Here is a 25710-nt window from a genome sequence, read left to right as displayed (position 1 = left end):
AACTTCGATTCAGTTAGTGAGAAAGCCAAGGTATGCGCAATCCCTTTGGTTCCGGGGGTCGACAGGAGGGTCATGGACGAGCGCGACGTGCGCCTGCTCAAGGCCATCTCCGACCTGGGCACCGGCAGCCCCGAGCGACTGAACGAGGAGACGGGCATCCCCGTCTCGACGATCCACTACCGGTTGAACAACCTCCGGGACGACGGCGTGATCGAGAACGACCTCTACGACCTGAACCTCGACGCGCTTGGCCTCGGCGTCACCGTCGTCGTCGAGGTGCTCGCGGACTACAGCGGCTCCCACGAGGCGCTCAGCGAACGCCTGCTCGCCGTCGAGGGCGTGACGGAGGCGTACTTCACGATGGGCGAGACGGACTTCGTCGTCGTCGCCCGGCTCCCCGACAGCGACGACGTGGAGCGCTTGATCCGGGCCTTCGAGGACATCGAGTCGGTCGACCGCACCGACTCGACGTTCGTCATCAAGTCGCTGCGTGACGGCCAGCGACCGCTGGAGAGCTACTCGTTGGAGACGCTGGTCGAGATGCTGGCAGAAGAGTAGTCCGACCGCAGTGGAACCGCCGCGACCGATCAGGCGCGCTTCTGGATCTCCTCGCGGAGCGTCTCGCTCACGAGGTCGCCGCCGGCCTGCCCGCGCAGCGCGCCCATACACTCGCCCATGAGCGCCGAGAACGCCCCCATTCCCTGTTCCTCGACCTGCGCGGCGTTGCGCTCGACGACCTCCTGAACGGCCTCGCGGACCTCGTCCTCGCTGACGCCGCCCACGCCCGCCTCGTCCATCGCTTCCTCCGGCGTCAGTTCGGGGTCCTCGGCGAGCGCCGTCAGCACGGGGTTGACCCCCTCCTTCGGCAGTTCGCCGTCCTCGACCAGCAGGAGCGTCCCCAGTAGCGCGTCGTCGCGGATGGCGTCCACGTCGACGCCCTCGCGGCTGAGTTCCGTGAGCGTCGACTCCAGCGTGGAGGCGGCGAACGTCGGATCGACGCCCGCCTCGACGGCCTCCTCGAAGAGGACCATCCGGCGGCCGAACGCGACCTGCTCGGCGAGTCCCTCGTCGAGGCCCATCTCGGCGGCGTAGCGTTCGACGCGGTCCGTGAGCAGTTCGGGCGTCTCGACCTCACTCGGGTCCGGCTCCACGGGCGGCACGTCGGTCTCGGGGTACATCCGGGCCGCGCCGGGCAGCGGCCGGAGGTAGCGCGTCGTGCCGTCGTCGTTGGCCCCGCGGGTCTCCTCGGGGACGCCCTCGATGGCGGTCCGGGCGCGGTCGGCGGCGGCCTCGATGGCCTGCTCGGCCACGCCGGCGTCGGCGGCGACGAGGGCCACGGCATCGTTCTCGCCAGCGTCGACGGCCGCCTTCAGGGCCTCGACCTCCTCGGCGGTGACACCGTAGGCCGGCAGTTCGTCGGTGTGGAAGATGCCGCCGGCGCCCGCGCGCTTGGCGTGGTCGGAGAGTTCGGTCCCGAGTCGGCGGTCGGGTTGGAGTTCCCGGCCGACCAGTCCGTCGAAGCCGTACAGCGGCACGGCGAACACCTCGCCGCCCGAGTCGAGCGCGCCGCGGATGACGCCGGAGTCGGTGTCCTCGAAGACCTGCGCCACGTCCTCGACCTCGCCGACGGCGGCGTCGCGGGCGGCGAGTTCCTCACGGATATCGAGCAGTTCGGCCTGACGGTCGACCTCGCCGGCGACGATGTCGCGGATGTCGCCCAGCGCCTGCACGCCCTTGATCTCGACGCGGGCGCCCTCCTCGATGGAGACGTTCACGTCCTGCCGGATCGTCCCGAGCCCGCGCTTGACCGAGCCGGTCGAGCGCAGGAGCATGCCGATGTGTTCGGCGGCCTCGTAGGCCTGTTCGGGGGTTCGGATGTCCGGCGCGGTCCCGATTTCCACGAGGGGGATGCCGAGTCGGTCCAGCGAGTAGCGCACGCCCTCCTCGGTTTCCTCGACGCGCTGAGCGGACTCCTCCTCCAGCATCACGTCGACGATGCCGACGCTGCCGTCGTCGGTCTCGATCTCGCCGTGTTGGGCCAACAGCATCGAGCGCTGGAAGCCGGAGGTGTTCGAGCCGTCGATGACCAGCTTCCGCATGACGTGGCCCTGATCGACCACGTCGGCGTCGAGCAGGTCGGCGATGCCCATCGCCACGGAGAGGGCCTCCTCGTCGATTCGGGCCGGCGGCTCGTCGTCCTCCTCGACGAGGCAGGTCGTGTCGTAGGCGAGGTACTCGAACGTACGGTCGACGCGGCTCTCCTCCATCGCCGCCTCGTCGAGTTCGCCGAGTTCGCTCCGGGTCGGGTGGAGTTCGCGGGTGATCGTGTGGGTCGCCTCCTCGGGCTCGCGGAGTTCGGTCGGCGACTCACAGAACAGCTTGGTCTCGGTGTCGAGCTGTTGGTGGATCTCCAGACCGGCCACGAGGCCGAGTTCCTCGTAGTCGCGGGCGTCGTCGCTCATGGCTGATTTGGGGAGCGGCGGGGGTAAAAAGGGTAGCAGTCGCGGGCGGGCGCCTCAGTTGTCGTCGCCCAGGATCCCGGTGTGGGTCATCTTCTCCGGGTCGAGTACTTCAGCGGCCTCCTCCTCGGTCAGGTAGCCCTCGTCGACGGCGACCTCCTTGACGGACTTCCCGTCGGCGAGCGCTTGCTTCGCGATCTTCGAGGCCTTGTCGTAGCCGACCGCGGGGTTGAGCGCCGTCGCCAGCGCCATCGAACGCTCGACCTGTGCCTCACAGTGTTCCTCGTTGGCCTCCAGTTTGGCGACGAACTTCTCGGCGAACGTCGTCGCGCTGTTCGTGAGGAGTTCGGCGGACTCGAGGAAGTTGTGGGCGATCACCGGCTTGTAGAGGTTCAGGTCGATCTGGCCCTCGGCGGCGCCCGCCGAGACCGCGGCGTCGTTGCCGACGACCTGCTTGTGGACCTGATTGACTGCCTCGGCGACGACGGGGTTGATCTTGCCGGGCATGATCGAGGAGCCGGGCTGGTTCTCCGGCTGTTCGATCTCGCCGAGGCCGTTGCGGGGCCCGGAGGCGAGCAGGCGGAGATCGTTGGCGATCTTGTTCAGGCTGCCAGCGATCACGCGCAGCGCGCCGTGGGCCTCGCTCATGGCGTCGTGGGCCGACTGCGCCTCGAAGTGGTTGTCGGCCTCGCGGAAGCCGAGGCCGGTCTCCTCGGCGATGTACTCCGCCGCGAGTTCGGGGAACTCGGGGTCGGTGTTGAGCCCGGTACCGACGGCGGTGCCGCCGAGAGCCAGTTCCTCCAGTCGCGGGCGGATGCTGTCGAGGCGCTCGCGGCCCTTCTCGACCTGCGTGCGGAAGCCGCCGAACTCCTGGCCCAGTCGGACGGGCGTAGCGTCCTGTAGGTGGGTGCGGCCGGTCTTGACGACACCGTCGAACTCGACTTCCTTCTCTTCGAGTTCGGTTTCGAGCACCTCCAGAGCGGGCACGAGGTCCTTCTCGACGGCCTCGAGGGCGGCGACGTGCATCGCCGTCGGGATCACGTCGTTCGAGGACTGCCCGAAGTTGACGTGGTCGTTCGGGTGGACGACGCGGTCGCCGATCTCCGCGCCCATGATCTCGGCGGCGCGGTTGGCGATGACCTCGTTGGCGTTCATGTTCGAGGAGGTGCCCGAGCCGGTCTGGAACACGTCGACGGGGAACTGCTCGTCGAGGTCGCCGGCGATCACCTCGTCGGCGGCAGCGACGATGGCCTCGGCGACGTCGTCGTCGACGTGGCCGAGGTCGCGGTTCGCGCGGGCGGCGGACTTCTTGACCACGCCGAGCGCGCGGACGAACCGTCGCCCGAACACGATGTCCGAGATGGGGAAGTTCTCGACGGCGCGCTGGGTCTGGGCGCCCCAGTAGGCGTCCGCGGGTACCTGCATCTCACCGAGGCTGTCCGCTTCGGTTCGGAAGTCCTCACTCATGCGCGCAGGGTCGCGCGGCGCGTCGTAAAACCCACCGGTGTCGTCGCCGGCGGGCGACTACTGGCTACGGGCGCCGAGAAGCTGTTTGAGGAACAGTTCGCCCGAACTGACCGCCGCGACGACGAACAGACCGAGCAGGTGGATCGACATCGCGACGAAGGCGTTGACGCCCCCGGCACCGCGCCACCACGCCCCCGCGAGCAGGAGGGCAACGGTGGCGAAAAAGGCGGCCGCCGGCAGTCGGAGCCCGTGTTCGTCGGCGAGCCGGACCGTGCCGCCCCCCGACAGCGCGAAGACGAACACTGCTCCCACGAGCATCGGGACCGTCGGCGGCGTCTCGACGACCGTCACGAGCAGGATGGCCGCGTACGCGACGCTCGCCACGGTCAACGAGCGTCGGCTCCACGCCGACGGGAGGGCCATAGTCGGTCAAACGCGGCGGGCGTGAAAACGTTCCCGCTACTCCTCGGCAGCCTGCTTGGCCTCGTACTCCTCGGGCGTGTACGTCTCGATCTCCAGGGCGTGGACGGTGTCGGTCATCGCGTCGCCGACGGCGTCGTACACCTGCTGGTGCTGCTGGACGAGGCCCTCGCCCTCGAAGGCGGGCGAGACGACGACCGCCGCGAAGTGGGCGTCCTGGTGGTCCCTGTCGTGGTGAGCCCGCGGGAGCGTCACCGTCGCGTCGGCGTCCTCGATACCGTCCTCGATCGCCGCTTCGAGTTCGTCTGGAGTCATACCCGAACCCCGGGCGGCGACGGGGAAAAACGAGTCGGTGGTGGCGGAGGGGTAGACTGAAGCCGAGGGGCACCGCCACCCTCGGGCGTGTCAGACGACGCCACGGCCGCCGCGCGCGATCACCTGCTGACGGCCCACGAGTCACCCATCGACGCCGTTCTCGACGCCGCCGACGCCGTCGCGGCCGACTGGTCCCGCCTCGACGACGGCCGGCGGGCGACGACCGATCGGGACGCGCTGCGGGAGTCGTTCCGCGTGGAACTCGACGACCGCGACGTACTCCGGTCGCTCCCGCGCGTCCTCGCCGACGCCGTCGAAGCCGCCGGCGACCGACTGCCCGCGCGGCCCGTGCCGGCGCCGCCGTACGTCGTGCTCACGAGTACTGGGCCGGTACTGCGCGGGACGGTCGACGGCGGCCGCTACGTGATCCGGATCGACTGCTTCGACGTGGTTCGTGACCCGGCGGGGATCGACGCGCCGGTCGCCTACGTACGGGGCGCATCCTCGGCGGCCGGAGCGCTGTCGGTCAGTTTCGAGCCGGCGCGCTGAGCCGCCGGCTCAGGTCCACTCGTCCAGCCCGGTCTGGACGAGCGACTCCTCGATGCGCTCGAAGCCGCGCTCGACCTCCTCGGCGTCGACCTCCCACTCGTCGACGACGTACTCGCGGGCGGCGTCGAGGTCCGGGTCGATGTCGAGGTCCAGTTCGTAGTCGTCGGTGACCGGCGGGTCGAAGAACAGCTCCCGCACCCGGTCTGCGTTCTCGACGTAGACGTCGTCGGCCTCCATCACGCCCCAGATGTCGCCGTGTTCCTTGACCGCCTTCACGGCGGTCTTCGGGCCGTAGCCGGAGACGCCCTCGTTGAAGTCCGTGCCCATGAGCAGCGCCACGTCGACGAGCTGTTCGTAGGTGATGTCGTGCTTCGCGAGGGTCTTCTGCAGGTCCATCAGTTCGGGGTCGCCCTTCGAGGTGAGTTGCCGGAGCGTCAGCGGCGAGCCAAAGGTCATGGTGTCGTAGTCCTCGCTGCCGGCGTAGTCGGCGTCGCCGACGGCGGCCATGTGGGCACACTGGGCCTCCCCCTCGGCGGGCGCCTCGATGTAGGGCACGTCGAGTCGGTCGAGCAGCCCGCGGGTGGTCTCGTGGATCACCGAGGTCAGCCGCTGGGTGCGGGCTTCGAGTCGGGCGGCTTCGACCGCCTCGCCGGCCTCCTCGGCTTCCTTGCGTCGCTCCTCGGCCTGCTCGCGCTGTTCGCGGCGGCGCTCGACCTCGTCGCTCTTGAGGTCGGTGACGCCGCCGTCGAAGACGAACACGGGGGTCACGTCGGCCTCGAAGAACTTCGGCAGCCCCTGGACGACGCCGACGAGGTTGGCGACTTCCTCCCCGGCGTCGGTCGTGTAGACCCCGTCGGCGGTGAACTTCACCGTCGTCGTGAGGTAGCGGTAGAGCCAGTTGTGTGCGTCGACGGCGACGACGCTCCCGGAGAGTTCCGCGAAGGGAACGTCCTCGATGTGTGCGACCGCGCGTAGGTCCGCATTGCCCATACCTCGGGTAGCCGACCGCCGGGCTTGAAGGTGGAGGTTCGCCCTCAGTGGGCGGCAGGCTCGGTCCCCTCGTCGTGGCCCTCGGGCACCGTCACGAGGTCGGGGGCGTCGGCGTCGTCGAGGCGGGCGAGGAACGCCCGTTCGTCCTCGCTCAGGTCCCGGTCCTCGTCGGTCCGGAACGTGTCCAGCCCGCACTGGTAGGTGACGGCGTCGCGCTGGCCGGGGCGCTCGAGCACCAACTCCGCGAGGCCGGTCTCGCGACCGGTGAAGACGAAGCCGGCCTTGTAGAGCGCGTGGTAGGCGAAGGGGTTGTTGACCGCGATGCGGCAGCGGCGGTAGCCCCGCCGTTCGGCCCGCCGGGCGACGAACGCCGCGAGTCGGGCGCCGATACCCTCGCCGCGGCGGTCCTGGCGCGTCGTGATGTAGCGGATCCACAGCACGCCCGGGTCGGTGCGGTCCTCGTTGAACGCCGCGGCGGCGACCACGTCGCGCTCGAAGGGGTCGTCGTCGCTCCCGACGTCGGGGCGCTCGATGTCGGCGTCGATCCGCGGGGGCGCCTCGCGGGGCCCGTCGGGGTCGCGAGCGACCGCTTTCCCCGTGTTGCTCATGACGAACTTCCCCGCGTAGCTGAACTCCCGGAAGTCCAGCCGCAGCGTGGGGCCCGCCTCCGGCCAGCCCAGCAACGCGAACTCCATACCCCATGCAAACGTCTGGACACTAATGAGCGTTCGCTCGCCCGGGGTTTATGTCGCCGGCCGGCCGACTCGGCCCCATGACCGGCTGGCTGGGACGCGGCGACGTGCGCTTTTTCGACCGCGGCGCCCGACTGTACGACGCGCTGATGTGGCCGCCCACGACGGACTGGGCGGTCGAAGCGTTCGCGTTCGCGGACCGACCGATCGAGCGCGTGCTCGACCTCGCGGGCGGCACCGGGCGCGTCGCCGACGCCCTCGCCGAGGAGTACGACCCGCTCGTCGCGGACTTCTCGGGGCCGATGCTCGCCCGCGCGGCGGCCCGCGGGCTGGCAACGGTGCGGGCCGACGCCGGCTGTCTCCCGCTGGCCGACGACGCCGTCGACGCCGCGGTGATCGTCGACGCCTACCACCACCTCCCTGAGCGGCAGTCGGCGCTCGCCGAGGCGGCGCGGGTCGTCGCCCCCGGCGGGGTGGTGGTGATCCGCGATTTCGACCCGGCGACGGTCCCCGGGCGCGGGATCGCGGTCTTCGAGGCGCTGTTCGGGATGGACTCCCAGTTCGTGACCGCCGACGCGGCCAGCCAAGAGCTGACCCGCGCGGGGCTACAGTCGCGCGTCCTCGATCGTGGAACCGTTTACACGGCGGTTGGGAAGGTGCCGGGCGAGCCGGTGGGCGATGGGCGGGCGGCAGAGTAGCGACGACCGCGGAGCGAAGGAGTCAGTACGGAGGAGGTGAAACCGCCGGGCATGAGCGAGTCGTTCCTCTCGAAGCGGGTCGACCGATCGGCGGCGCCGCTCGTCGTCGGCGACGTGATCGCGATCGTCACGGTGATCGCGATCGGCATGACTAGTCACGGCTCACTGACCGGGCCGACGGCGCTGGCCACGACCGCCGCGCCGTTCCTGCTGGGCTGGGCGGTCGCGAGCGTCCCGATCGGCGCCTACTCGGCCGGCGCCGCCGAGTCCGCGAAGGCCGCGGTGCCGCTGGCGATCCGCTCTTGGATCCCGGCCGCGTTGGTCGGCGTCGTCGTCCGCGGCGCGGTCCAGAGCGACTTCAGCACCGGGCTGGCGGTCTTTCTCGTCGTGATGCTGGCGGTCGGCTCGCTGGCCCTCGGTGGCTGGCGTTGGGTCGCGTTCAAACTCAGCTGAACCGCCGCTTCTCGTCCCGGTTTTCCCCTCCGAGGCAGTCGCCAGTCCGTGCATAAGTTACGAGAAACCACGAGCCACCCCACGAGTAACAATTAAGACGGCTACCACGTAACGTTACGCCGCATATGTTCGGGTACTACGACTACGTTCTCGCCCTGATTCCGGGCGTGTTGGTTGGTGTAACGACCGTTCTCTCCACCGTCGGCCTCCCCCCGACCTCGACGGTGCTCGCCGGGGGCACGGCGGCCGCGCTCGTGGTCGCCCACGCGCTCTTCGTCCGCGCGCCGGCCGTCGGCGAGCGGGCGACCGATCCGCCGGCGGGCCGAACCGACGCCGACTGATCGGCCACCGCCGTGCGACGGCAGGTACCCTTTAGACGCTCGCCCCCAACGCTGCGAGTATGACCGAGACGCTGTTCCTGCGCAGCGACGAACTCGACGGCCTCGCCGACCCCGCCGAGTACGTCGACGCCGTCCGCGAGGGCTATCGACAGCGCGGCGAGGGCGCCGCCGCCGAACCGCGAACCAAACTCGGCAACGCCGACCCGCCGGGGATGCTCACGACCTACGCCGCGGTCCTGCCCGACACGGGCGCGATGGGCGGCTACATGTACAGCGCCGGCTTCGGCGAGCGCGACGCGTGGTTCTCCACGCCGCTGTTCGACGCCGAGTCCGGCGAGCCGCTGGCGGTCCTCGACGGCGCGTCGATGAACCCCTTCAAGACCGGCGCCGCCGGCGCCGTCGGTGTCGACGCGCTGGCCCGCGAGGACGCCACGAGCGTCGCCGTCATCGGCTCGGGGGCGCAGGCCCGGGGCCAACTCCGCTGTACCGCGGAAGTCCGGGACCTCGAAACGGTCTGGGTCTACTCCCCGACCAAGGAGTCCCGCGAGGCGTTCGCCGGCGAGATGAACGAGCGCCTCGACGCCGCCGTCGCCGCCGTCGCCTCCTCGGCCGCGGCGGTCGAGGGTGCGGACGTGGTCATCACCGCCACGACCGCCCCGGAACCGGTGTTCGACGGCGACGACCTCGAACCGGGTGCTCACGTCACCGCGATGGGACAGTACGACGCCGAGAAACACGAACTCGACGCGAGAACGATCGAGCGCGCGAAGTACGTCCCGGACCTCCGGGCCCGCGCGACCACGGATGCTGGCTCGTTCATCAACGCCCTCAACGAGGGCGTCGTCGACGAGGACCACGTCCACGCGGAACTGGGCGAGGTCGTCGCCGGCGAGGCCGAGGGCCGGACCGACGACGAGGAGATCACGGTGTTCGACTCCGGCGGCACCGGGATCGAGACGGTCGCCGGCGCGTACCTGCTCTACGAGAAAGCGGTGGAGGCAGACCTCGGCGAGACGGTCGACTTCTCGCCGGCGAGTCAGGCGCTCACCGGGGAGTAGGCTGAACAGGCGGACCCGACAGTCGAAGGACGGTCGCTTCGGCCGTCCGCTCAGACCCGGAGCGTGACCCGCCAGTTGTAGCTGTGGGCGCGTTCGTCGGTCCAGACCGTGAGTGGCTGCTGGAACCGGTACTCGCCTTCCGGCCACCCCGGTTCGGCGCCGGTGAGTGCCGAGGCCGACACCGCGGAGTGGATCGACTCACCCGGGTGGAGCACGCCGTCGGTCAGCGGGGCCGGCTCCTCGTCGGGGGCGAGTCTGACTTCGGCGTCGCCCAGCGTCGCACGGCCGCCAGCGAAGGGTGCCGGCCCTTTCGGGACGCGGTAGGCCCACGTCTCGCCGCTGTCGTTGGCGAGCGTGGCGATGACGCGCGGGCCGGCATCACCGGTCGAGACAGTGGCGACGTGGGTGAGCGGGAGGGCTCCGAACTCCTGGTAGCGCAGCGCCGTCACCGGGTCGGCGTCGACCCGGCGAGTGACGGACTCGGTGGGCTCGAGGCCGCTGTCGAGGGCCGTCGACGCCGAAGAGCCGTGCTCCGTGGGCAACCGGACCCTGTCCGGTGTGGCCGGGAGGCCGGCGTCGACGGGCGTCTGCGGGGTACCCCGATCGGCGTTTGGCGTTCGGAGGGATCGCTTTCGCATACGACGAACGACACAGGTGATCGTTAAACGTTTTCTCCCCGTATCAGCCCGCGAGAACGCGTCAGACACGCCTTCGGCGCCTGACAGGCCCTTGTTGGTGTGGCTCGTCCTCCCGTCCTACGACAGCTATATCCAGCCCTGTCGTCTTTTAACGAGTGGCGGCACTGCCGCCGTTTCCATCACCATTCAGCCCCCACCGGGGCACTCACCATGCAAGACACAGCCAAATACCTCATCCACGCCAAACTCTCCGCCGACGGCGTCATCGAACGCAGCGACGTGGTCGGCGCGGTGTTCGGCCAGACCGAGGGCCTACTCGGCGACGAGATGGACCTCCGTGACCTGCAGGACGCCTCGAAGGTCGGGCGCATCGACGTGAGCGTCGAGACCGAAGGGGGGCAGTCCTTCGGCGACGTGACCATCGCGTCCTCGCTCGACAAGGTCGAGACGGCCATCCTCGCGGCGTCGCTGGAGACCATCTCCCGCGTCGGCCCCTGTCAGGCCCGCATCGAAGTGACCGACATCGAGGACGTCCGGGCGGCCAAGCGCCGCATCGTCGTCCAGCGCGCGAAGGAACTGCTCGCCGACTCCTTCGAGGAGTCCGTCCTCACCAGCGACGAACTCCACGAGGAAGTCCGCGAATCGGTTCGGGTCGGCCGGATGGACGACTACGAGGGCTACCCCGCCGGCCCGAACGTCGCGGACGGCGACGCCATCGTCGTCGTCGAAGGACGGGCCGACGTGTCCCGCCTGCTCGACTTCGGCGTCAAGAACGCCGTCGCCGTCGAGGGGACCAACGTCCCCGAGGAGGTCGCGGTACTGACCCGCGAGCGTACGACCACGGCGTTCCTCGACGGCGACCGCGGCGGTGAACTGATCCTCCGCGAACTCGGGCAGGTCGGCGACGTGGACTTCGTCGCCTTCGCCCCCGAGGGGAAGTCCGTCGAGGAACTCCCCCGCGGGGAACTGCTCGCGGCGCTCCGGGAGAAGACGCCCTACGAAGTGTACGTCGAGGCCCGCGACGCCGCCGACCCCGAGTCGGCCCGGGAAGTCGCCACCGGCGGGACGAGCGAGACCGCCCGCACCGACGGGTCGGCACCGGCCATCGGCGAGACTCCACCGCCGATCCGTGACGGCCGGATCGAGAGCCCCGAATCGCCCTCGACCACCGACGGACCCGGTAGCGACGCAGGCGACGAGGACTCCGCTGACGGCGACGGCGCGTCGGCGTCGCTGACCGACGACGTCGCCGAAAGCGAGGCGGACGTAGCGGACGCTGAGGACGCCGAAGAGCCGGCGCCGACGCTCGGGGACCACGTCCGTGAAGTCGTCGGGAGCCACAGCGACACCGTCCGACTGCTCGATGCCGAGTTGGAGACGGCCGCCGAGGCGCCCGCCGGCCACGCCTACGACACCGTCGACGGGAGCGACGGCGGCTACGCGGTCGTCCTCGACGGGACACTCGACCAGCGCACGTTGGACGCCGCGGCCGAACGCGGCTTCGAACACGCTGTCGCCCGCGAGACAGGCGAGTTCGTCAAGCAGCCGGCACTGCCCCACGTCCGACCGGTCGACGGCTTCCTCCCCTGATCAGCGCTCGGGGCACTCCGGCAGGTGGGAGGCGATGTCGGGCACCGACTCCCCACAGAGCCCACACTCGAACGGTTCGGTCTGCCTGCCGCCGCGGTCGGTGTAGTCGACCTCGTAGCCCGCTTCGGTCAGCACGTCGCTGACCACGTCGCGCTGTTCGTGGGGGACCGACGCCCGGAGGCGCCGCCTGACGGAGTCGGACGGGAGCTGTTCCATCTGCGCCTCGTTCTCCGCCAGCCACGCTTCGAGTACCTGCCGGAGGTCGTGTTCGCCCCGGAGGTACGCGATCCCGGTGAGTCCGCCCGCGACGCCGGCGGTCGAGCCACCGCCGCCCGGCCCGCCGGTGATGTTGAGCGTCCCCACGAGCGCACGGACGTTCTTCGCGAGGTTCTTCACCGGCAACTCACCCCGCGGGGACGGCCCGTGCTCCGAGAGGTACTCGACCGCTCGGGAGTCGGCTGGCTTCTTCGGCATGGTTTCACATGGCAATCAACGCTCCACCACCGTAGTGCTATCGGGGGGTCAGTTGCCGCCGACCACCGCACGCATCCGGTAGCCGACGCCGGCGTCGTAGGCGTCGGGTTCGACGGCGACACGCTCGAAGCCGAACTCACGGTAGAGGTCCTGTGCAGCCTCGTTGTCGGCTTCGACCCGGAGTTCGATCTCGGTACCGGCTGGCTGGCGGTCGAACATCTCGTGAAACAGCGCACGGGCGCGCCCTTCCCGACGGTAGTCGGGGTGGACCACCATCTCCGCGGCGTACACCGGTGATCCGGGGAACCAGATGAGGTAGCCCACGATGGCGCCGTCGGCCGTGGAGACGAGCAGGCTCCCACCGGCGACGGGGTCGAGGAGGTCGGGTGCCGGTTCCGGGAGTCGGGCCTGGAGGCGCCGAACCGCGGGTCGGTCCCCCGGGCGGGCGTCGCGGATCACGCGACCAGCACGAACAGGACGACGGCTGCGAGCGCGCCCGTCAGCGTCGCGAGGAGGTTCACGGTCTCGTTTTCGACCACGTCGCCCTCGACGGTGGCGCCGAGCGCGCTGTCGGCGGTCATACCGACGAACCCGCCGCCGGCGACGATGCCGACGACGAGCAGCGGGTCCTGGCCCACGTCGAGCAGCAGCGTCGCCAGCCCACCGACGGCCGCGGCGCCGACGAGGCCGGCGAGTTCGCCCTGCCACGTCACGGCGCCGTCGGTGCCGGGCGGGACGCGCTTGCCGGAGGTGACCAGCCGCGGGGTGTCGAACAGCCCACCGATCTCGCTCGACAGCGTGTCGCCCATCGCCGTCGCCAGCGACCCGGCGAACGCGACCGCGAACAGCGTTCCGCCGATCGGGAGGTCGCCCGCGGCCGCGAAGCCGACGACGGCCAACAGCGCCACGCCGGCGTTACCGAGGACGTTGCCGAGCCCCCGGGCGCCCTCGTTCTCCTCGGCGACGCCGCGGTCGGCTTTGTGCTCGTAGCGGAACTTCGTCGAGAGCGTGCCGACGCCGAAGAAGGTGAGCAGGAGCGCGAACCAGCCCGGCCCGCCGAGGACGATGGTGACCAGACAGAGCAACACGCCCGAAAGCATCCCCTCCACCGAGGCGGTGCCGGTGGCGTAGGTGATCCCGCCGAGCAGGAGCGCGACGCCGAGTGCGAGGCCCACGTCGAGGACGTGGACCGGCTCCGAGAGCGCGCCGACGACGAGCATCGTCGCCCCGACGGCGAACGCCACCGCGGCGCGGTCGTCGGCGGCGAGCAGCGATCGGGTGAGCGCGCCGACGAGCGCCGCCAGCGCGGCGTGGAACGTCAGCGTCGGCAGGCTGACGGGCGCGACGGCGACGATGGAGAGCGGCGTCGCCCCGAGTGCGACGACCGTCAGCTGTGCCAGCAGCGCCGCGAAGAACCCCACCACGGCGAACGCCGAGAGGATCAGGAACGGCTCGTCGACGTACTCGCGGGCGAAGGTAGCCCCGAGCGTGCCGACGCCGACGGTGACGACGCTGGCGGCGAACGACGGCAGCGGCATGGTGTAGGTCGCCGTGACCGGCGGCATCGAGAGAAAGGAGAGCACGGCCGCCGACAGCGCGAACGCCGCGAGGCCGTAGAGCCGCCCGGCCTGCCAGTCACGCGGCCGGGCGAACAGTTCGAAGACGGGCCCCTCGTCGATGAGGAACGCCGCGACGCCGGCGATGGCGAGGAACGGCAGCGCCGTTGCCGCCCCGAACAACGGCGCGGCGAGCGCGAGCAGGGAAACCAGCGCGAACCCGCCGTCGCGCTTGAGCGTCCGGTTCACGTCGGCGGCTACCCCCGACGCGTACTTAACGGTCCCGACACCGCACTACGTTGCCGTATCACCCGCCGGCGGCGCCGCCGTTGGACGCCCCGAAGCCTTTTCGAGTCCGCGAGCGCTACCGCGGGTGTGGGAGCGTACGACGCCTATCTCGCCCTCCGCCACCGCCTCGCCGACGCCGACGGCCCCGACCACGTCGCGCTGGTGCTGACCGAGCGCGACCTGCTCGAACAGGGTGCCTACGAGACCCTCGAGCGAACGCTCGGCTGGGCGTTCGACTACGGCGCCGACCGCGTCACCGTCTCGGTGTCGGTGCTCGACGAGGCGGTCGTCCCGACGCTGATCCGCGAACTCAGAGCCATCGACGCCCCCCGGGAGATCGCGGTCCGCGGCCCCGACGACGCCGAGCGCGCCGACGCCCCCATCCGGATCAACGTCGGCCTCGGCGGTCGCGGGGAGTTCGCCCGCGCGGTCCGAGAGATGGCCGAGGACGTGGCCGCCGGCGACCTCGACCCCGAGGACGTGGACGAGGATACCGTCACCGACCACCTCGTCTTCCCGGAGGAGCCAGACCTGCTCATCAAGACCGGGGCCGAACGGCTCTCGGATTTCCTCATCTGGCAGTCGACCTACTCGGAGCTCTACTTCACCGACGTGAACTGGCGTGACTTCCGCAAGCGCGACTACCTGCGGGCGGTCCGGGAGTTCGAGGACCGGCAGCGACGGTTCGGGGAGTGAGAAGTGGTCCGGATCGGCGATCGTCGCCGACCGGAGTCAGTCGGCCGACTCGGTTCCCCGGGCGTCCAGTTCAGCGTCCAGTTCCGGGGCCGCCCCGGGCAGTTTCTCCCGGAGCCGGCCGGCGACGGTTCTGGCCTCGGCGAGTTCGGTCTCGGCGACGGCGCGCACGATGGCGGCCGCGCGGTCGCTCCGGGTGCGCTGCCAGGAGCGCTCGCGTGACTGGTAGGTGCGAATCCCCCGCAGGAAGTCGATCTTCGAGAACTCCGGCCAGTAGGGCGCACAGAAGTACGCCGCGGCCTCGTTGCCGTTGGCGTGCCACGGGAGGAAGTTCGAGGTGCGCTCGTCGCCACCGGTGCGGATGATGAGGTCCACGTCCCTGACTTCCCGGCCGTAGAGGCGTTCGTCGACGAGGTCGGTGTCGATCCCCGCCGGATCGAGGTCGCCGGCAGCCACGTCGTCGAGCACGTCGCGTGCGGCCCGGAGCAGTTCGTTCCGGCCGCCGTAGGCCAGCGCGACGTTGAGCCGGAACGAGTCGTAGTCGGCGGTTCGGCCCTCGGCGTAGTCGATGGCCTCGCGGACGCGCTCGGGGAGCCGGTCGGTCTCGCCGATCGCGCGGATGGCGACCCCGTTCTCGTGGATGCGTTCGTTGTCGGCGATACCGCGGAGTTTGTCCTCCAACAGGTCGTAGAGCTTCTCGCGCTGCTCGGGCGGGCGCTTGAAGTTCTCCGTCGAGAACGCGTAGAGGGTGAGCTCCTTCACTCCGATGTCCTGACACCACTCCAGCACCTGCTCGGTGGTTCGGGCGCCGGCGTCGTAGCCGTCGGTGGCGTCATCGCCGCGCTCGCGGGCGTAGCGGCGGTTCCCGTCCTGAATGATGGCGACGTGTGAGGGCCCCCCCTCGCCCTCGCGGCGGAGGAGGCGCTCATAGGCCCGGGTAAGCTGGCTGCGGACCCACTGCTTCATGCGTGTTGGTGGATGGGCGCGGCGTATGAGTCTTGTGACGCGATCGTGACAAGAGCCACCACACCATTCCGGGTGACGACTGCCGGGGCCTATCCGCCCGGGAAACGTGGTTCGACGCGGTTACGAGTCGTTCCCGCCGTCGGTGGCCAGCGCACTGCGGACCCGCGTGGGGTCGACACCGACCTCGTCGGCCAGTTCGATCAGGCGCTGCTGGATCTCGGTCGTGTTGTAGCCCGCCGCCGAGGAGAGTTCCTCGATGTCCAGTTCGTCGGCGAGCACGACGAGCACTTCGCCGGTCGTGAGGTCGCTGGCGTCGTCGCCGTCGCCCACCGCGTCCCCGTCCTCGCTGTCGCTCCCGTCGGCGGCGTCGTCGGCATCGGCCGTCCGCCGACGGTCGGTCGGTTCGTCGTAGGTCTCGCCGCGGCCGTCGTAGGTGTCCCCGTCTGCCGAACTCCGGTCGTAGCGGGTCGACTGTGGGCGTTCGAGCACGGTCCCGCCCGTGCCGACCGCCACATCGAGGTCGCCCACGCTGAGACCGTGGAGCGTCGCATCGACGGGGGTGGGCTGTTTGACCCAGCGCTCGTCGCCGACCCGTTCGTAGAGGGAGCCGTCGTCGCCGACCACGACCATCTCGCCGGTGCCGTTCTCGTACACCGCGACGTCGATGGCCCGCAGGGCGATCCCGTCGGTGACCCCGATGGGGGTCCAACTCTCGTAGGAGTCGTCGTAGCGGTAGACGTTGCCGTCGCCGGCGGCGACGTAGACACGCCCGTTCGCCCCGGCGTGGATGTCGTGAAGCTTGAGTTGGGAGTCGAGGATACCGATCTCGGCCCAGCCCTCCCGCTGGGTCGTCTTGAACGCGTTGCCCGCGGTGTCGATCGCGTAGCCGACGCCGTCGGGGCTGGCCGCGAGCGCAGCGACGTTCGCCCCCTTGCCCGCGGGCTTGCGGGGTTGGCCCCAATCGATCTCGAAGCCGTCGACGAGGAACGGCAGGACCTCCCCGGAACCGTTCGCCGCGAGAACTTTCTCCCGACCCTTCCGGCCGGCGACGGCGACGCCCTCCCACGTCGAGGTCATCCCGTCGGGGGAGGAGTAGTCGAACTTCCGTGCCTGTTCCACGTCGTAACACGCGACGACGCCGGAGGTCCCGACCATCCAGACCCGCCGGCCGTCGGCGGTCACGTCGGCGGCCTGTAGCTGTGCCTCCCGCGTCGCGGGGCCGTCGTCGAAGACGACGTCCCAGCCCGAGCCGGTGTCGGCGACCAGCGTCCCGCTGGCGCCGACCGCGTACGGCCCCTCGACGGTGTGAACCACGTCGAACAGGTCGATCTCGAACTCGGTCTCGGCCGGTTCCCACGCCGGCTCTCGCGTACCCGCACCCGTATCCCACATAGTCACCCGTCGTACTGTACTCGCGGTGAAAAGTCCTCCGCTGATGGTCAGATATCGAACGCCCCTCGATCAGTCCCCGCCGTCCCGTGCCGCCGACTGAATCACCGCACGAACCGTCTCGGAGTCGTCGCCGGGCCGTTCGGCCAGTTTCCGGGTTCCTCCGAGAAACTGCATACGTTCTCCGCGGTGGCGTCGGCGTTCCCGTTGACCGCCCTGACCAGTCTTCGGCGTCGATATCGGCCCGGAGGGTCCGCCATGCCGGACGGATACCGGGCCGCTGGCCCCACGTTTCCGAGGAGAACTCCCGACGGGCAGGCACTTCTCCCAATCACTGACCCGATGGGTGCGGCCCACAAACCACTTAACGGCGACCGACCCAGTAGGGGGCATGGATCCCGTCGTGTTGCAGCTCGACCTCGATTTCCAACAGCTCGGCATCGAAGCCGGTACAGGGGCGGTCGTCGGCGCCCTGATCGGGTTCGCTGCGAAGAAGGTGGCCAAGATCATCGCCGTGCTGGTCGGCCTAGAGATGGCGCTGTTCAAGTTCCTCGAGTCCCGCGGGATCATCACCGTGGACTGGGACCGGCTGACTGCGGGGATCATCGGCGCCGGACAGGACGCCGCCTCGGGGACGCCGCCGTCGTGGCTCGAGACGATCCTCTCGACGATCTCCGTCTCCGCCGGCTTCACCGGCGGCTTCTTCGTCGGCTGGCGGCGCGCCTGAACGACGATCCCGTTTTCGAAAAACCGCGGACGACGCTTCGCGCGTCTTACGAGAACAGGTCCGACAGCGACAGGTCGTCATCGTCGCCGTCGCTGAGTTCCTGCAGCAGGTCGACGATCTCCGCGATGATCTCCTCGTCGGAGCGTGACTCCTCGTCGTCGGCCGTCTGCTCGTCCTCGGTGGTGTCGTCGGCCGTGTCGTCTTCCGTCGGGTCGTCGCCAGCCGTCCCGTCGGTCGTGCCGTTTTCGGACGTGGAGCCGTCCTCGTCGCTCCCGTACTGGTCACCGTCGTCGTTCTCGCCTCGACCGTCGAACTCGTCGCCGTCGGGCGAACTGCCGGCGTCGCGGGTGGTGCCGCGTGGTCGCTCGATGACCGTGCCGGCCTTCCCGACGGCGATGTCGGGCGAACCGAGGCTCAGGTCGAACAGCGCGGCGCTTGTGGGCGAGGGGATCTCCTCCCACCGGTCGCCGTCGTCGCGCTGGAAGACGCTGCCGTTGTTCCCCAGCACGACCATCTGTCGCTCGCCGTCCTGCTCGTAGACGTCGATGGAGCGCATCGACGTCTCGTCGGTGACGCCGATGGGCGTCCAGTCGTTGTAGGAGTCGTCGTAGCGGTAGACCCGGCCGTCGCCGGCTGCGATGTACACCTCCTCGTTCTCGCCGGCGTAGACGTCGTAGAACTTCACCTGAGCGTTGACGACGCCGATGTCCTCCCAGCCCTCCGGCGTCGTCTTGAACGCGTTCCCGGAGGTGTCGACGGCGAAGCCGACGCCGTCGGGCGTCGCCGCCAGCGCGGCGACGTTCGAGCCCTTCCCGGCGGGCTTGGACATCGGCTCCCAGTTCACGTCGTAGCCGCTGATGATGAACGGCAGCACCTCGCCGGAGCCGTTCGCGGCGAGCACCTTCTCGTTACCCCGGTCGCCACAGACGGCGATAGCCTCCCACGTCGAGGTCATCTCGTTGGGGTAGGAGTAGTCGAACTTCTTGCGCTCCTCCACGTCGTAACACGCCATCGCCCCCGAGGAGCCGACCATCCAGACCCGCTTGCCGTCGTCGGTCACGTCCATCGCGCGCAGTTGGTTTTGCCGCGTCGACGGGCCGTCGTCGAAGATTACCTCCCAGCCATCCCCACGGTCGGCGACGAGATGTCCACCCTCACCGACCGCGTAGGGCCCTTCGACGGTCTGTACCGTCCCGAAGAGGTTGATGTTGAACTCGGTCTCGACTGTACGCCACTCCGGCTCGTTCCCACCCTCGCCGTTTTGCCACATCTACCCCGTACAGACTTCTGACAAACGCATAAAAATTGGCGTGAGGGTGACCGGCAGTCGTCCCGGCTATCTGGTCTTCAGGTCGTCTTTCTCCTTGACGATGCTCGTCTCGGCCTCGCCGCTGGTCTCCTCGTTGACGAGGTCGTAGAAGTCGTTCTGCATCCCCGCGGGGAAGGTGACGACGCCGATCCACGAGCCGTCGGCCTGCCACTCCTCGCGTTCGAGGTCGCCGTACTGGCGGATCTTCGCCTGTGCGCTGCCCGCGTAGTCCGGCGGGACGTTGACCGCGACGGTGATCTCGTCGAAGCGGATCGGGATCACCGGGCGGAGCGCGTCGAGGGCGTCGTCGACCTGTGACTCCACGGGTTCCATCGGATCGATGTGGAAGCCGGCCTCCTCCAGCGCCCGCTCGATGCGCTCGGGCGGGTGGGGGGCGTTGTCCATCTGGGGGTTGACCGCGTTCCGGGCGATCTTGTTGATCAGCGCGTTGTGCTTCTGCTCCTCCATCTCCTTGCGCTGCTCGGCGGTGATCTGGATCTCCCCGCGTTCGACGATCTCCGGAATGATCTCCATCGGGTCGGTCGTGCCGAACACTTCCTCGAGGTCGGCCTCGGCGGGTCGGTCGCCCCGTGAGGCGTTCTCGAAGACGTCCTCGGCGGCGATCACGTCCTCCAAATCGCCGTCGAACTCCCCGCGTTTCATCGCAAGGGCGGCGTCGGGGTCGATGAGCACCTCGAAGCGCTCGCCGTGGGACTCGAGCCGGGCGGTGACGGCTTCGTCAAGCGGAATCATGCTTCGTGGTTCCACGGCCGAGACCATAAACCGTCGCCCTCCCGGTCAGCCGAAAGCGCCCAAACTGGACTGCATCTCGCGTTCGCTCGCCCCCTCGGTCACCTCGTAGCCGACCAACTCCCGCAGGTCAACCGCGTAGGTGCTACCGCCGCGGTCCAGCAGGAGGATCCGTCCCTTCACGCCGCGAACGGTGCCGCTGGCCATCGTCTCGGCGACCGGTCGCCCCTCAAGGTCGAGGCCGTAGTCGAACTCGAACGTCTCGATCGGGTCGAAATCGGCCAGCAGCGACCGCCACGCGTCGTCGTCGACGGCGCCGCCGAGGCCGTCGATCTTCGTCGGCACCCTGATCCGGTCGCGGATGCGCTCGGCGATCCCGGCCTCGATCCGCCGGGCGGCACGGCCGTCGTCGACGGTCCTGATGTGGGCTGCGCGGTCGGCACCCTGCTCCAGCAAGCGTGTTTCGAGGCGCCACTCGCGGGTGACGCCGACCTTGAACGTGTCCGGGGCGAAGGCCGCGAGGTAGACCGCGTGGTCCTCGAAGCAGTCCATCTCGTCTTTCAGACAGTCGCCCGTACAGCGCGCACAGACCCACACGTGGCTGTGCTGGTCACAGTACGGCGCGCCGTCGGCGTCACAGGCAACGTGCTCGCCGTCGTCGACGACGCCGGCACAGTGGCGCTCACCCAGCGTGTAGGCGATCTCGGTGCCGGGCGTCAGATCGACGTACTCGACCTCGCCGGCGTCGGCGAGCAGGAGGCCGCCATCACCAGACCGCAAAGCGTTCTGGTTGGCGGACGAGAGCCGCTGGCTCCCGTCAACGTCACCCGAATCGTAGCCCACGAACTGCACGGGTCGGTTTGGGGCGCGGTGTGCATATGGCTGTCCATCGGGCCGACCCCGACGAACCGGGACCGGCGCCGTCGGCGGCACCGCTCCCGACGTGAAAATACGGGGAGACGCTCGGTCGACGGCGGCCGCCGACGGACGTTCGGTCAGTTCTCGGCCGCGTCCCGAACGTCCATCGACCGACAGTCAGGACAGCGCACGCCCATCATGCGCGTCTTGGGGAGGTCGAACTCGGCGCCACACGACGCACACCGGTAGGTGAACACGTCGTCGTCGCCGTCGCCGCCGCCCGAGATCGCGTCCGAGATGGAACTCAGTAGTCCCACGCTCATTCCCTCTATTCCGTTCGTTGCGGATCGAGCCCTTTCAACGTTGGGCCGATTCCGACGGAGCTACGACGCTCAGCAGCGGTTGTCGCCCTCGGAACCGACGCTTGCCCGATCTAGCGCGTCGGCGTAGTCGTCGACGGCGATCTGGACGGTGTAGGCGGCGACGCCGCGTGCGTCGGCCCAGTCGGCGGCGGAGTCACACAGGGTCTCCAGCAGCGCGACGCCGCGATCCGTTCCCGCGACCGTCTCGGTCCGGAGTTCTCGAAACAGCGCGGCCCGTGTGTCGTCGCCGGCGTCGGCGAAAAACGAGGCCAACTGGCCGTGAGTTCGATCCACCACCAGTCCGCGGCCGACCATCCCCGCCGCGACGCGAACGAGCGCGCCCTCACGGCCGCGGAGGTACGTGTGGAGCGCGCCGCCGTCGACCGGTTCGTACGCGCCGTCAATCGCCGCGAGCACGCGCTCGCGGTGGGTCGCCTCCCGGTCGGCGACGGCCGCGAACGCCTCGCTGGCGCGGTCGTTCGGCTCGTCAGTCGCCCACTCCGAGAACGTGCGGTGGGCAGCGTGTTCGGAGGTCGCCGCGGCTTCGAGGAGGTCACGTTCGGTCGGCTTGCCGCCACAGACGGCAATCAACAGGCCGTCGGCGCCGATCCGGGCCAGTTCGTCGTCCGCCGTCCCCTCGACGGCCGCCCGGAACGTCGCGCCCTCCATCGTCGCCGGGTCAGTCGTCGTCCGCCGCGGCGGCGTCGGCGTCGGGATCGGCCGCGGTGTCCTCGATGCTCGGCGGGTAGCTCCCGCGGTCGAGTTTGAGGTCGGATTTCGGGCGGGCCATACAGGTCAGCGCGTAGTCCTCGGCTTCCTCCTCGGTGAGTGCACGCTGCTCGACGATGGTCTGTTCGACCTCCCCCTCGACGATCTCGGCCGAACAAGCCAGACACATGCCGACGCGACAGGAGTACTCCTGTGCGATCCCTTCCTCCATGCAGACCTGCAGGATCGGCCGGGTTTCGGGGACTTCGATGGTCTCCCCGGTGCCGACGAACTCCACGGTGTGCTCGGTCATACGCCGCCTCCGTGGGGAGCCGAGAAAAGGGTTTATGCTGCCGTCGGTGGCTACTCGCCGTCCTCGCCCTCGTCCTTGCCGCCCTGCCGGATCGTGAGGACGGGGACGTCGGCGGTACGGACGACGCGCTCGGTGACGCTTCCGAGGAGGAACCGCTCGACGCCGCTGCGGCCGTGGGTCCCCATGACGATGAGGTCGATCCCCTCGTCGTCGACGTAGTCGAGGATGCGTCGGTAGGCCGTCCCCGAGACGACGTGGGTGACGACGTCGATGCCCGCCGCTTCGGCGGCGGCGGTGATCTCTTCGACGGCGTGCTGGCCCTCCTCCTCGAGGGCGTCGATCACGAGTTCAGAGCCCGCCTCGATCGAGGAGAACGCGCTCGCGTCGACGACGTACAGCGCGTGGACCGTGGCGTCGTAGGTCTTCGCCAGCGAGATGGCGTGGTCGATGGCGGCGGTCGCGGCCGGGCTTCCGTCGGTCGGAACGAGGATGTCGTCGTACATCACGGCAGACAGTAACGACCGCAGGGGCTAGAAACCCCGGTACGGCAGCGTCAGTCGAGCGCCTCCCGGACCGCGGATTCGCAGGAACGCATCCCCTCGAAGCGGTCGTTCTCGTCGTCGCCGATCGGGTGGGTCTCGACGACGCGCCAGCCGTCGATCTCGTAGGCCAACCCCTTGACCCAGTCCTCGGTCGCGAGCAGCAGCCCCACGATCTCGTCGCCGTCGGGGTGTTCGAGGTCGGCGACGTTGACGGCGGCTTCGAGGGCGTCCGAACGGTTGAACGAGGCGAGTTCGGCGTCGGTCAGCGGGCGGTCCGGCAGGGAGTCGAGTACGCTCATGTCCGGAGATACGCCCTCGGCGGGAAGGCGATTTCGAACCCTCGCGGCGCCGGTTGCGCTTCCGAACCTTCATGGCACAGCGCGCGGCAGGGACGGGCATGCGCCGACTCGATCGGATCGAGCGGGCCGTCCTCGCGTTGGCGGCGCTCGCGGTGGTGGCCCGCTTCATCGGCCTCGGGACGCGGCCGTTCCACTGGGACGAGGCCCGCGTGGGCTACTGGACGCTGCGCTCGCTCGATACCGGCGTCTACGAGTACCGCCCCGTGGCCGGCGGGCCGTTCCTCTACGTCGTCGGCCGGTGGCTGTTCGGCCTCGGCCTGACGAGCGACGCCGCCGCCCGGGTCCCCGTCGCGCTGATCGGTGGCCTGCTGCCCCTCGCCGCGCTCCTGTTCCGTCGTGCGACGCTCGTCGACGACGACGGGACCGAGGAGTCCGGCGAGACCCTCGTGGACACCGCACGACTGCCCCGTGTCGGCCTCTCCGACGCCGAAACGGTCGCCCTCGCCCTCCTGCTCGCCGTGGCCCCGCCGCTACTCTACTACTCCCGCGTCCTCCGCGGGGACCTCCCGCTGGCGGCGTTCTCCTTGGTCGCCGTCGGCTTCGCCCTGCGGGCACGGGTCCGTGGTGACCGCCGTTCGGTGTACGCCGCCGCCGGCGCGTTCGGGCTCGCACTCACCACGTCGGGGTTCGTCCTCGCAACCGTTCTCTGCTGGCTGCTCGCGGCCGTACTGACCGTCGACGAGGCGCGACTCCGCGGCACCGACCTCGCGACGGTCAGGGCCCGCGCAAGTGGGCTGGCTTCGTGGCTCGTCGGCAGGCAGGTCGCGCTGCTCCGTGGGATCGTCGTCGCGCTGGCCACCGCGATGTTCTTCTACGTTCCGCGGGGCTGGACCGACCTCGGCCGCCCGTCGACGGTGCTGACGGCGCTCGACGCTGGCACCGTCGGCGCCGTCGAACGCTTCCTCTCGGTTCGGGTGTTGGGCCGACACTCCCCCCCGACGTACACGAACGACCACCCGCTGCTCCCCTTCGTCGTCGGCAACGCCGAGGTGCTCGTCGCGGCGGCGCTGCCGGTCGTCGGCCTCGCCGTCTACGGCTTCTTCCGGGAGCGCTACGCCGGCACCCGCCGACCGGTTGTCGCGTTCACGACCTACTGGGCCGGTGCCGGGCTACTGCTCTATCCGGTGGCGACCGAGGTGAACGAGCCGTGGGTCGCGCTCCACCCGCTCGTTCCGGCGGCAGTCCCCGCCGCAGTCGGAATCGTGGCACTCTGGCGACACGCGAGCGCCGCCGTCGACGCCGCCGACGCCGCCCGACTCGCCGCGGCGCTCCTGTTGCTCTCCGCCGCCGGGGTTCACACCGGTGCGGTCGTCGCCGGTGAGGTGTACGACGAGCCGGCACCCGAGGACTCGCTGCCGGGGTACGCACAGCCCGGCTCGGAGATGCACGCCGTCGTCGAGAACATGTCCGTCGCCATCACCGCCAACGGCGGCACCGACGTGCTCTACGTCGGCGAGGGCCTCGCCGTCGGGGACGAGGCGACGCTCGCCCAGCCGCCGGTACCCGAAGCCGAGCAGGACGCCTTCGCCCGACGCCTCCCCTTCGCGTGGTACGTCGAGCGCGCCGACGCCGAGACGTCGAGTGTCGCCGCGCCCGATGCGGTGCCCGACAGCGCGCCACCCGTCGTCGTCACGACGCCGGAGTACCGCGGGACCCTGACCCGACAGCTCACCGGCTACGAGCGCTACCAGGTGGACACGGGACTGACCGACCGCACGCTGGTCGTGTTCGTGAACGTCTGAGAACGGGAGTGCCGGCGAGTGGACTTAGCGGAAGCCCATCGCTTCGATCTGTTCCTGATAGCGGTTCCGGATGGTGACCTCGGTCACCTGGGCCACGTCGGCGACCTCGCGCTGGGTCTTCTTCTCGTTACAGAGCAGCGACGCCGCGTAGATGGCCGCGGCGGCGAATCCCGTCGGGGATTTCCCCGAGAGCAAACCCTGCTCGGCGGATACGTCGATGATCTCCGTGGCCTTCGACTGTACCTCCTCGCTGAGTCCGAGTTCGGAGGCGAAGCGCGGCACGAACTGCTTGGGGTCGACCGGCTTGAGTTCGAGGCCGAGTTCTTGGGAGATGTAGCGGTAGGTGCGGCCGATCTCCTTCTGGGGGACGCGGGAGACTTCGGCGACCTCGTCGAGGCTCCGCGGGATCCCCTCCTGTCGGCAGGCCGCATAGAGTGCGGCGGTGGCGACGCCCTCGATGGAGCGCCCGCGGATCAGGTCCTCGTTGAGCGCGCGCCGATAGATCACCGACGCCACCTCGCGCACCGACCGGGGGACGCCGAGGGCAGAGGCCATGCGGTCGACCTCCGAAAGCGCGAACTGGAGGTTCCGCTCGCCGGCGTCCTTCGTCCGAATGCGTTCCTGCCACTTCCGAAGACGGTGCATCTGACTGCGCTTCTCGGAGGAGAGGCTTCGACCGTAGGCGTCCTTGTCCTTCCAGTCGATGGTCGTCGTCAGTCCGCGGTCGTGCATGGTCTCGGTGATGGGGGCACCGACGCGGGACTTACTCTGGCGCTCGGAGTGGTTGAACGCGCGCCACTCCGGCCCGCGGTCGATCTGGCGCTCGTCGAGCACGAGGCCACAGTCGTCACAGACGAGTTCGCCCTGGTCGTCGTCGGTGACGACCTCGTCTGAGTTACACTCCGGACAGGTAAGCACCTCCTCGGCCGACTCGGACTCGGACTCGGACTCCCGCTGTCGCTCCCGGCTCGGACGTTCCATTAAAAGGTTTCTGGTGACCCCGA

General features: G+C 69.7%; 31 protein-coding genes. 10 read left to right on the top strand and 21 right to left on the bottom strand.

Translation table 11 applies throughout. The features are described 5' to 3' along the window. Positions 1-72: 72 nt before the first annotated feature. Positions 73-558, top strand: coding sequence for an Lrp/AsnC family transcriptional regulator (locus tag NO998_RS04140; protein WP_267645783.1), 486 nt, complete (start codon positions 73-75; stop codon positions 556-558). 29 nt (positions 559-587) lie between these two features. Here the strand turns inward: NO998_RS04140 and gatE are convergent, their stop codons facing one another. The 4 genes from gatE to NO998_RS04120 are packed head-to-tail and all read right to left on the bottom strand — an operon-like array spanning position 588 to position 4661. Beyond that, entirely contained in the window at positions 588-2462 is a 1875-nt protein-coding gene (gene gatE / locus NO998_RS04135) for a Glu-tRNA(Gln) amidotransferase subunit GatE (RefSeq protein WP_267645782.1), read from the bottom strand. Between the two features lie 54 nt (positions 2463-2516). Beyond that, a complete protein-coding gene (locus NO998_RS04130) occupies positions 2517-3926 on the bottom strand; it encodes a class II fumarate hydratase (protein ID WP_267645781.1) in 1410 nt (469 codons plus the stop codon). 57 nt (positions 3927-3983) lie between these two features. After that, positions 3984-4349 carry a hypothetical protein gene (locus NO998_RS04125; RefSeq protein ID WP_267645779.1) on the bottom strand — a complete coding sequence of 122 codons (366 nt, stop codon included), beginning with the start codon at positions 4347-4349 and terminating at the stop codon, positions 3984-3986. 36 nt (positions 4350-4385) lie between these two features. After that, positions 4386-4661, bottom strand: a complete 276-nt coding sequence (locus NO998_RS04120; protein WP_267645778.1) for a BolA family protein — start codon at positions 4659-4661, stop codon at positions 4386-4388. Between the two features lie 87 nt (positions 4662-4748). Between NO998_RS04120 and NO998_RS04115 the strand changes: the two genes are divergently transcribed. After that, positions 4749-5210, top strand: a complete 462-nt coding sequence (locus NO998_RS04115) for a DUF7988 family protein (protein ID WP_267645777.1) — start codon at positions 4749-4751, stop codon at positions 5208-5210. A gap of 9 nt (positions 5211-5219) precedes the next feature. Here the strand turns inward: NO998_RS04115 and fen are convergent, their stop codons facing one another. Further along, positions 5220-6200 (bottom strand): flap endonuclease-1, encoded by a 981-nt coding sequence (gene fen, locus NO998_RS04110; protein WP_267645776.1) that lies wholly within the window; start codon positions 6198-6200, stop codon positions 5220-5222. A 44-nt stretch (positions 6201-6244) separates the two neighbouring features. After that, on the bottom strand, positions 6245-6895 hold the full coding sequence (locus NO998_RS04105; protein WP_267645775.1) for a GNAT family N-acetyltransferase: 651 nt from the start codon (positions 6893-6895) through the stop codon (positions 6245-6247). Positions 6896-6972: 77 nt separating this feature from the next. On the opposite strand from NO998_RS04105, the gene NO998_RS04100 reads away from it, so the two are divergent. The 4 genes from NO998_RS04100 to NO998_RS04085 all read left to right on the top strand — a co-directional run bounded on the left by NO998_RS04100 (position 6973) and on the right by NO998_RS04085 (position 9442). Further along, positions 6973-7590 carry a class I SAM-dependent methyltransferase gene (locus NO998_RS04100; RefSeq protein WP_267645774.1) on the top strand — a complete coding sequence of 206 codons (618 nt, stop codon included), beginning with the start codon at positions 6973-6975 and terminating at the stop codon, positions 7588-7590. 51 nt (positions 7591-7641) lie between these two features. Continuing rightward, positions 7642-8043 carry a DUF3054 domain-containing protein gene (locus tag NO998_RS04095; RefSeq protein WP_267645773.1) on the top strand — a complete coding sequence of 134 codons (402 nt, stop codon included), beginning with the start codon at positions 7642-7644 and terminating at the stop codon, positions 8041-8043. Between the two features lie 125 nt (positions 8044-8168). After that, positions 8169-8384: a DUF8015 family protein gene (locus tag NO998_RS04090; RefSeq protein WP_267645772.1), complete on the top strand. Its 216-nt coding sequence runs from the start codon at positions 8169-8171 to the stop codon at positions 8382-8384. A gap of 59 nt (positions 8385-8443) precedes the next feature. Next, complete coding sequence (locus NO998_RS04085; protein ID WP_267645771.1) at positions 8444-9442, top strand: ornithine cyclodeaminase family protein; 999 nt, start codon at positions 8444-8446, stop codon at positions 9440-9442. A gap of 50 nt (positions 9443-9492) precedes the next feature. Here the strand turns inward: NO998_RS04085 and NO998_RS04080 are convergent, their stop codons facing one another. Continuing rightward, positions 9493-10080: a hypothetical protein gene (locus NO998_RS04080; protein WP_267645770.1), complete on the bottom strand. Its 588-nt coding sequence runs from the start codon at positions 10078-10080 to the stop codon at positions 9493-9495. A gap of 210 nt (positions 10081-10290) precedes the next feature. Here NO998_RS04080 and dnaG point away from each other — a divergent pair, with 210 nt between their 5' ends. After that, the gene (gene dnaG, locus NO998_RS04075) at positions 10291-11670 is read left to right on the top strand and encodes a DNA primase DnaG (protein ID WP_267645769.1); all 1380 of its coding nucleotides are present in this window, start codon (positions 10291-10293) and stop codon (positions 11668-11670) included. On the opposite strand, the gene NO998_RS04070 is transcribed toward dnaG, so the two are convergent. The 3 genes from NO998_RS04070 to NO998_RS04060 are packed head-to-tail and all read right to left on the bottom strand — an operon-like array spanning position 11671 to position 13949. After that, positions 11671-12144, bottom strand: a complete 474-nt coding sequence (locus tag NO998_RS04070; protein WP_267645768.1) for a hypothetical protein — start codon at positions 12142-12144, stop codon at positions 11671-11673. 48 nt (positions 12145-12192) lie between these two features. Beyond that, positions 12193-12603, bottom strand: coding sequence for a GNAT family N-acetyltransferase (locus NO998_RS04065; protein ID WP_267645767.1), 411 nt, complete (start codon positions 12601-12603; stop codon positions 12193-12195). After that, positions 12600-13949 carry a DUF92 domain-containing protein gene (locus tag NO998_RS04060; protein WP_267645766.1) on the bottom strand — a complete coding sequence of 450 codons (1350 nt, stop codon included), beginning with the start codon at positions 13947-13949 and terminating at the stop codon, positions 12600-12602. Before NO998_RS04060 ends, NO998_RS04065 begins: the two co-directional genes overlap by 4 nt. Before the next feature lie 126 nt (positions 13950-14075). Here NO998_RS04060 and NO998_RS04055 point away from each other — a divergent pair, with 126 nt between their 5' ends. Next, complete coding sequence (locus tag NO998_RS04055) at positions 14076-14684, top strand: undecaprenyl diphosphate synthase family protein (RefSeq protein WP_267645765.1); 609 nt, start codon at positions 14076-14078, stop codon at positions 14682-14684. 36 nt (positions 14685-14720) lie between these two features. Here NO998_RS04055 and uppS read toward each other — a convergent pair whose 3' ends face one another. Both uppS and NO998_RS04045 read right to left on the bottom strand, forming a co-directional pair. Beyond that, a complete protein-coding gene (gene uppS / locus NO998_RS04050; RefSeq protein WP_267645764.1) occupies positions 14721-15647 on the bottom strand; it encodes a polyprenyl diphosphate synthase in 927 nt (308 codons plus the stop codon). A gap of 120 nt (positions 15648-15767) precedes the next feature. Continuing rightward, entirely contained in the window at positions 15768-17039 is a 1272-nt protein-coding gene (locus NO998_RS04045; protein ID WP_267645763.1) for a WD40/YVTN/BNR-like repeat-containing protein, read from the bottom strand. Between the two features lie 388 nt (positions 17040-17427). On the opposite strand from NO998_RS04045, the gene NO998_RS04040 reads away from it, so the two are divergent. Next, the gene (locus NO998_RS04040) at positions 17428-17763 is read left to right on the top strand and encodes an FUN14 domain-containing protein (protein ID WP_267645762.1); all 336 of its coding nucleotides are present in this window, start codon (positions 17428-17430) and stop codon (positions 17761-17763) included. A gap of 46 nt (positions 17764-17809) precedes the next feature. On the opposite strand, the gene NO998_RS04035 is transcribed toward NO998_RS04040, so the two are convergent. From NO998_RS04035 to NO998_RS04000, 8 genes are all read right to left on the bottom strand, one after another. Next, entirely contained in the window at positions 17810-19033 is a 1224-nt protein-coding gene (locus NO998_RS04035; RefSeq protein ID WP_267645761.1) for a WD40/YVTN/BNR-like repeat-containing protein, read from the bottom strand. Positions 19034-19099: 66 nt separating this feature from the next. Continuing rightward, positions 19100-19825, bottom strand: a complete 726-nt coding sequence (locus NO998_RS04030) for a ribosome assembly factor SBDS (protein WP_267645760.1) — start codon at positions 19823-19825, stop codon at positions 19100-19102. A 45-nt stretch (positions 19826-19870) separates the two neighbouring features. Continuing rightward, complete coding sequence (locus NO998_RS04025) at positions 19871-20674, bottom strand: DUF2797 domain-containing protein (protein WP_379821212.1); 804 nt, start codon at positions 20672-20674, stop codon at positions 19871-19873. 143 nt (positions 20675-20817) lie between these two features. Beyond that, on the bottom strand, positions 20818-21003 hold the full coding sequence (locus NO998_RS04020; RefSeq protein WP_267645759.1) for a TFIIB-type zinc ribbon-containing protein: 186 nt from the start codon (positions 21001-21003) through the stop codon (positions 20818-20820). A 69-nt stretch (positions 21004-21072) separates the two neighbouring features. Next, positions 21073-21711 carry a rubrerythrin family protein gene (locus tag NO998_RS04015; RefSeq protein ID WP_267645758.1) on the bottom strand — a complete coding sequence of 213 codons (639 nt, stop codon included), beginning with the start codon at positions 21709-21711 and terminating at the stop codon, positions 21073-21075. Between the two features lie 10 nt (positions 21712-21721). Continuing rightward, the gene (locus NO998_RS04010; protein ID WP_267645757.1) at positions 21722-22063 is read right to left on the bottom strand and encodes a 2Fe-2S iron-sulfur cluster-binding protein; all 342 of its coding nucleotides are present in this window, start codon (positions 22061-22063) and stop codon (positions 21722-21724) included. A gap of 50 nt (positions 22064-22113) precedes the next feature. Then, positions 22114-22566, bottom strand: a complete 453-nt coding sequence (locus NO998_RS04005; protein ID WP_267645756.1) for a universal stress protein — start codon at positions 22564-22566, stop codon at positions 22114-22116. A gap of 50 nt (positions 22567-22616) precedes the next feature. Beyond that, positions 22617-22904 carry a DUF7964 domain-containing protein gene (locus NO998_RS04000; RefSeq protein ID WP_267645755.1) on the bottom strand — a complete coding sequence of 96 codons (288 nt, stop codon included), beginning with the start codon at positions 22902-22904 and terminating at the stop codon, positions 22617-22619. Between the two features lie 98 nt (positions 22905-23002). Between NO998_RS04000 and NO998_RS03995 the strand changes: the two genes are divergently transcribed. Then, complete coding sequence (locus NO998_RS03995) at positions 23003-24706, top strand: flippase activity-associated protein Agl23 (protein ID WP_267645754.1); 1704 nt, start codon at positions 23003-23005, stop codon at positions 24704-24706. A 24-nt stretch (positions 24707-24730) separates the two neighbouring features. On the opposite strand, the gene NO998_RS03990 is transcribed toward NO998_RS03995, so the two are convergent. Beyond that, positions 24731-25687 (bottom strand): transcription initiation factor IIB, encoded by a 957-nt coding sequence (locus tag NO998_RS03990; protein WP_267645753.1) that lies wholly within the window; start codon positions 25685-25687, stop codon positions 24731-24733. Between the last annotated feature and the right edge of the window lie 23 nt (positions 25688-25710).

Source organism: Halolamina litorea (assembly GCF_026616205.1).
Classification (GTDB): Archaea; Halobacteriota; Halobacteria; order Halobacteriales; family Haloferacaceae; genus Halolamina; species Halolamina litorea.
The sequence above is the reverse complement of the archived record's forward strand: the minus strand, read 5'-3'. Positions and strand labels throughout refer to the sequence as shown.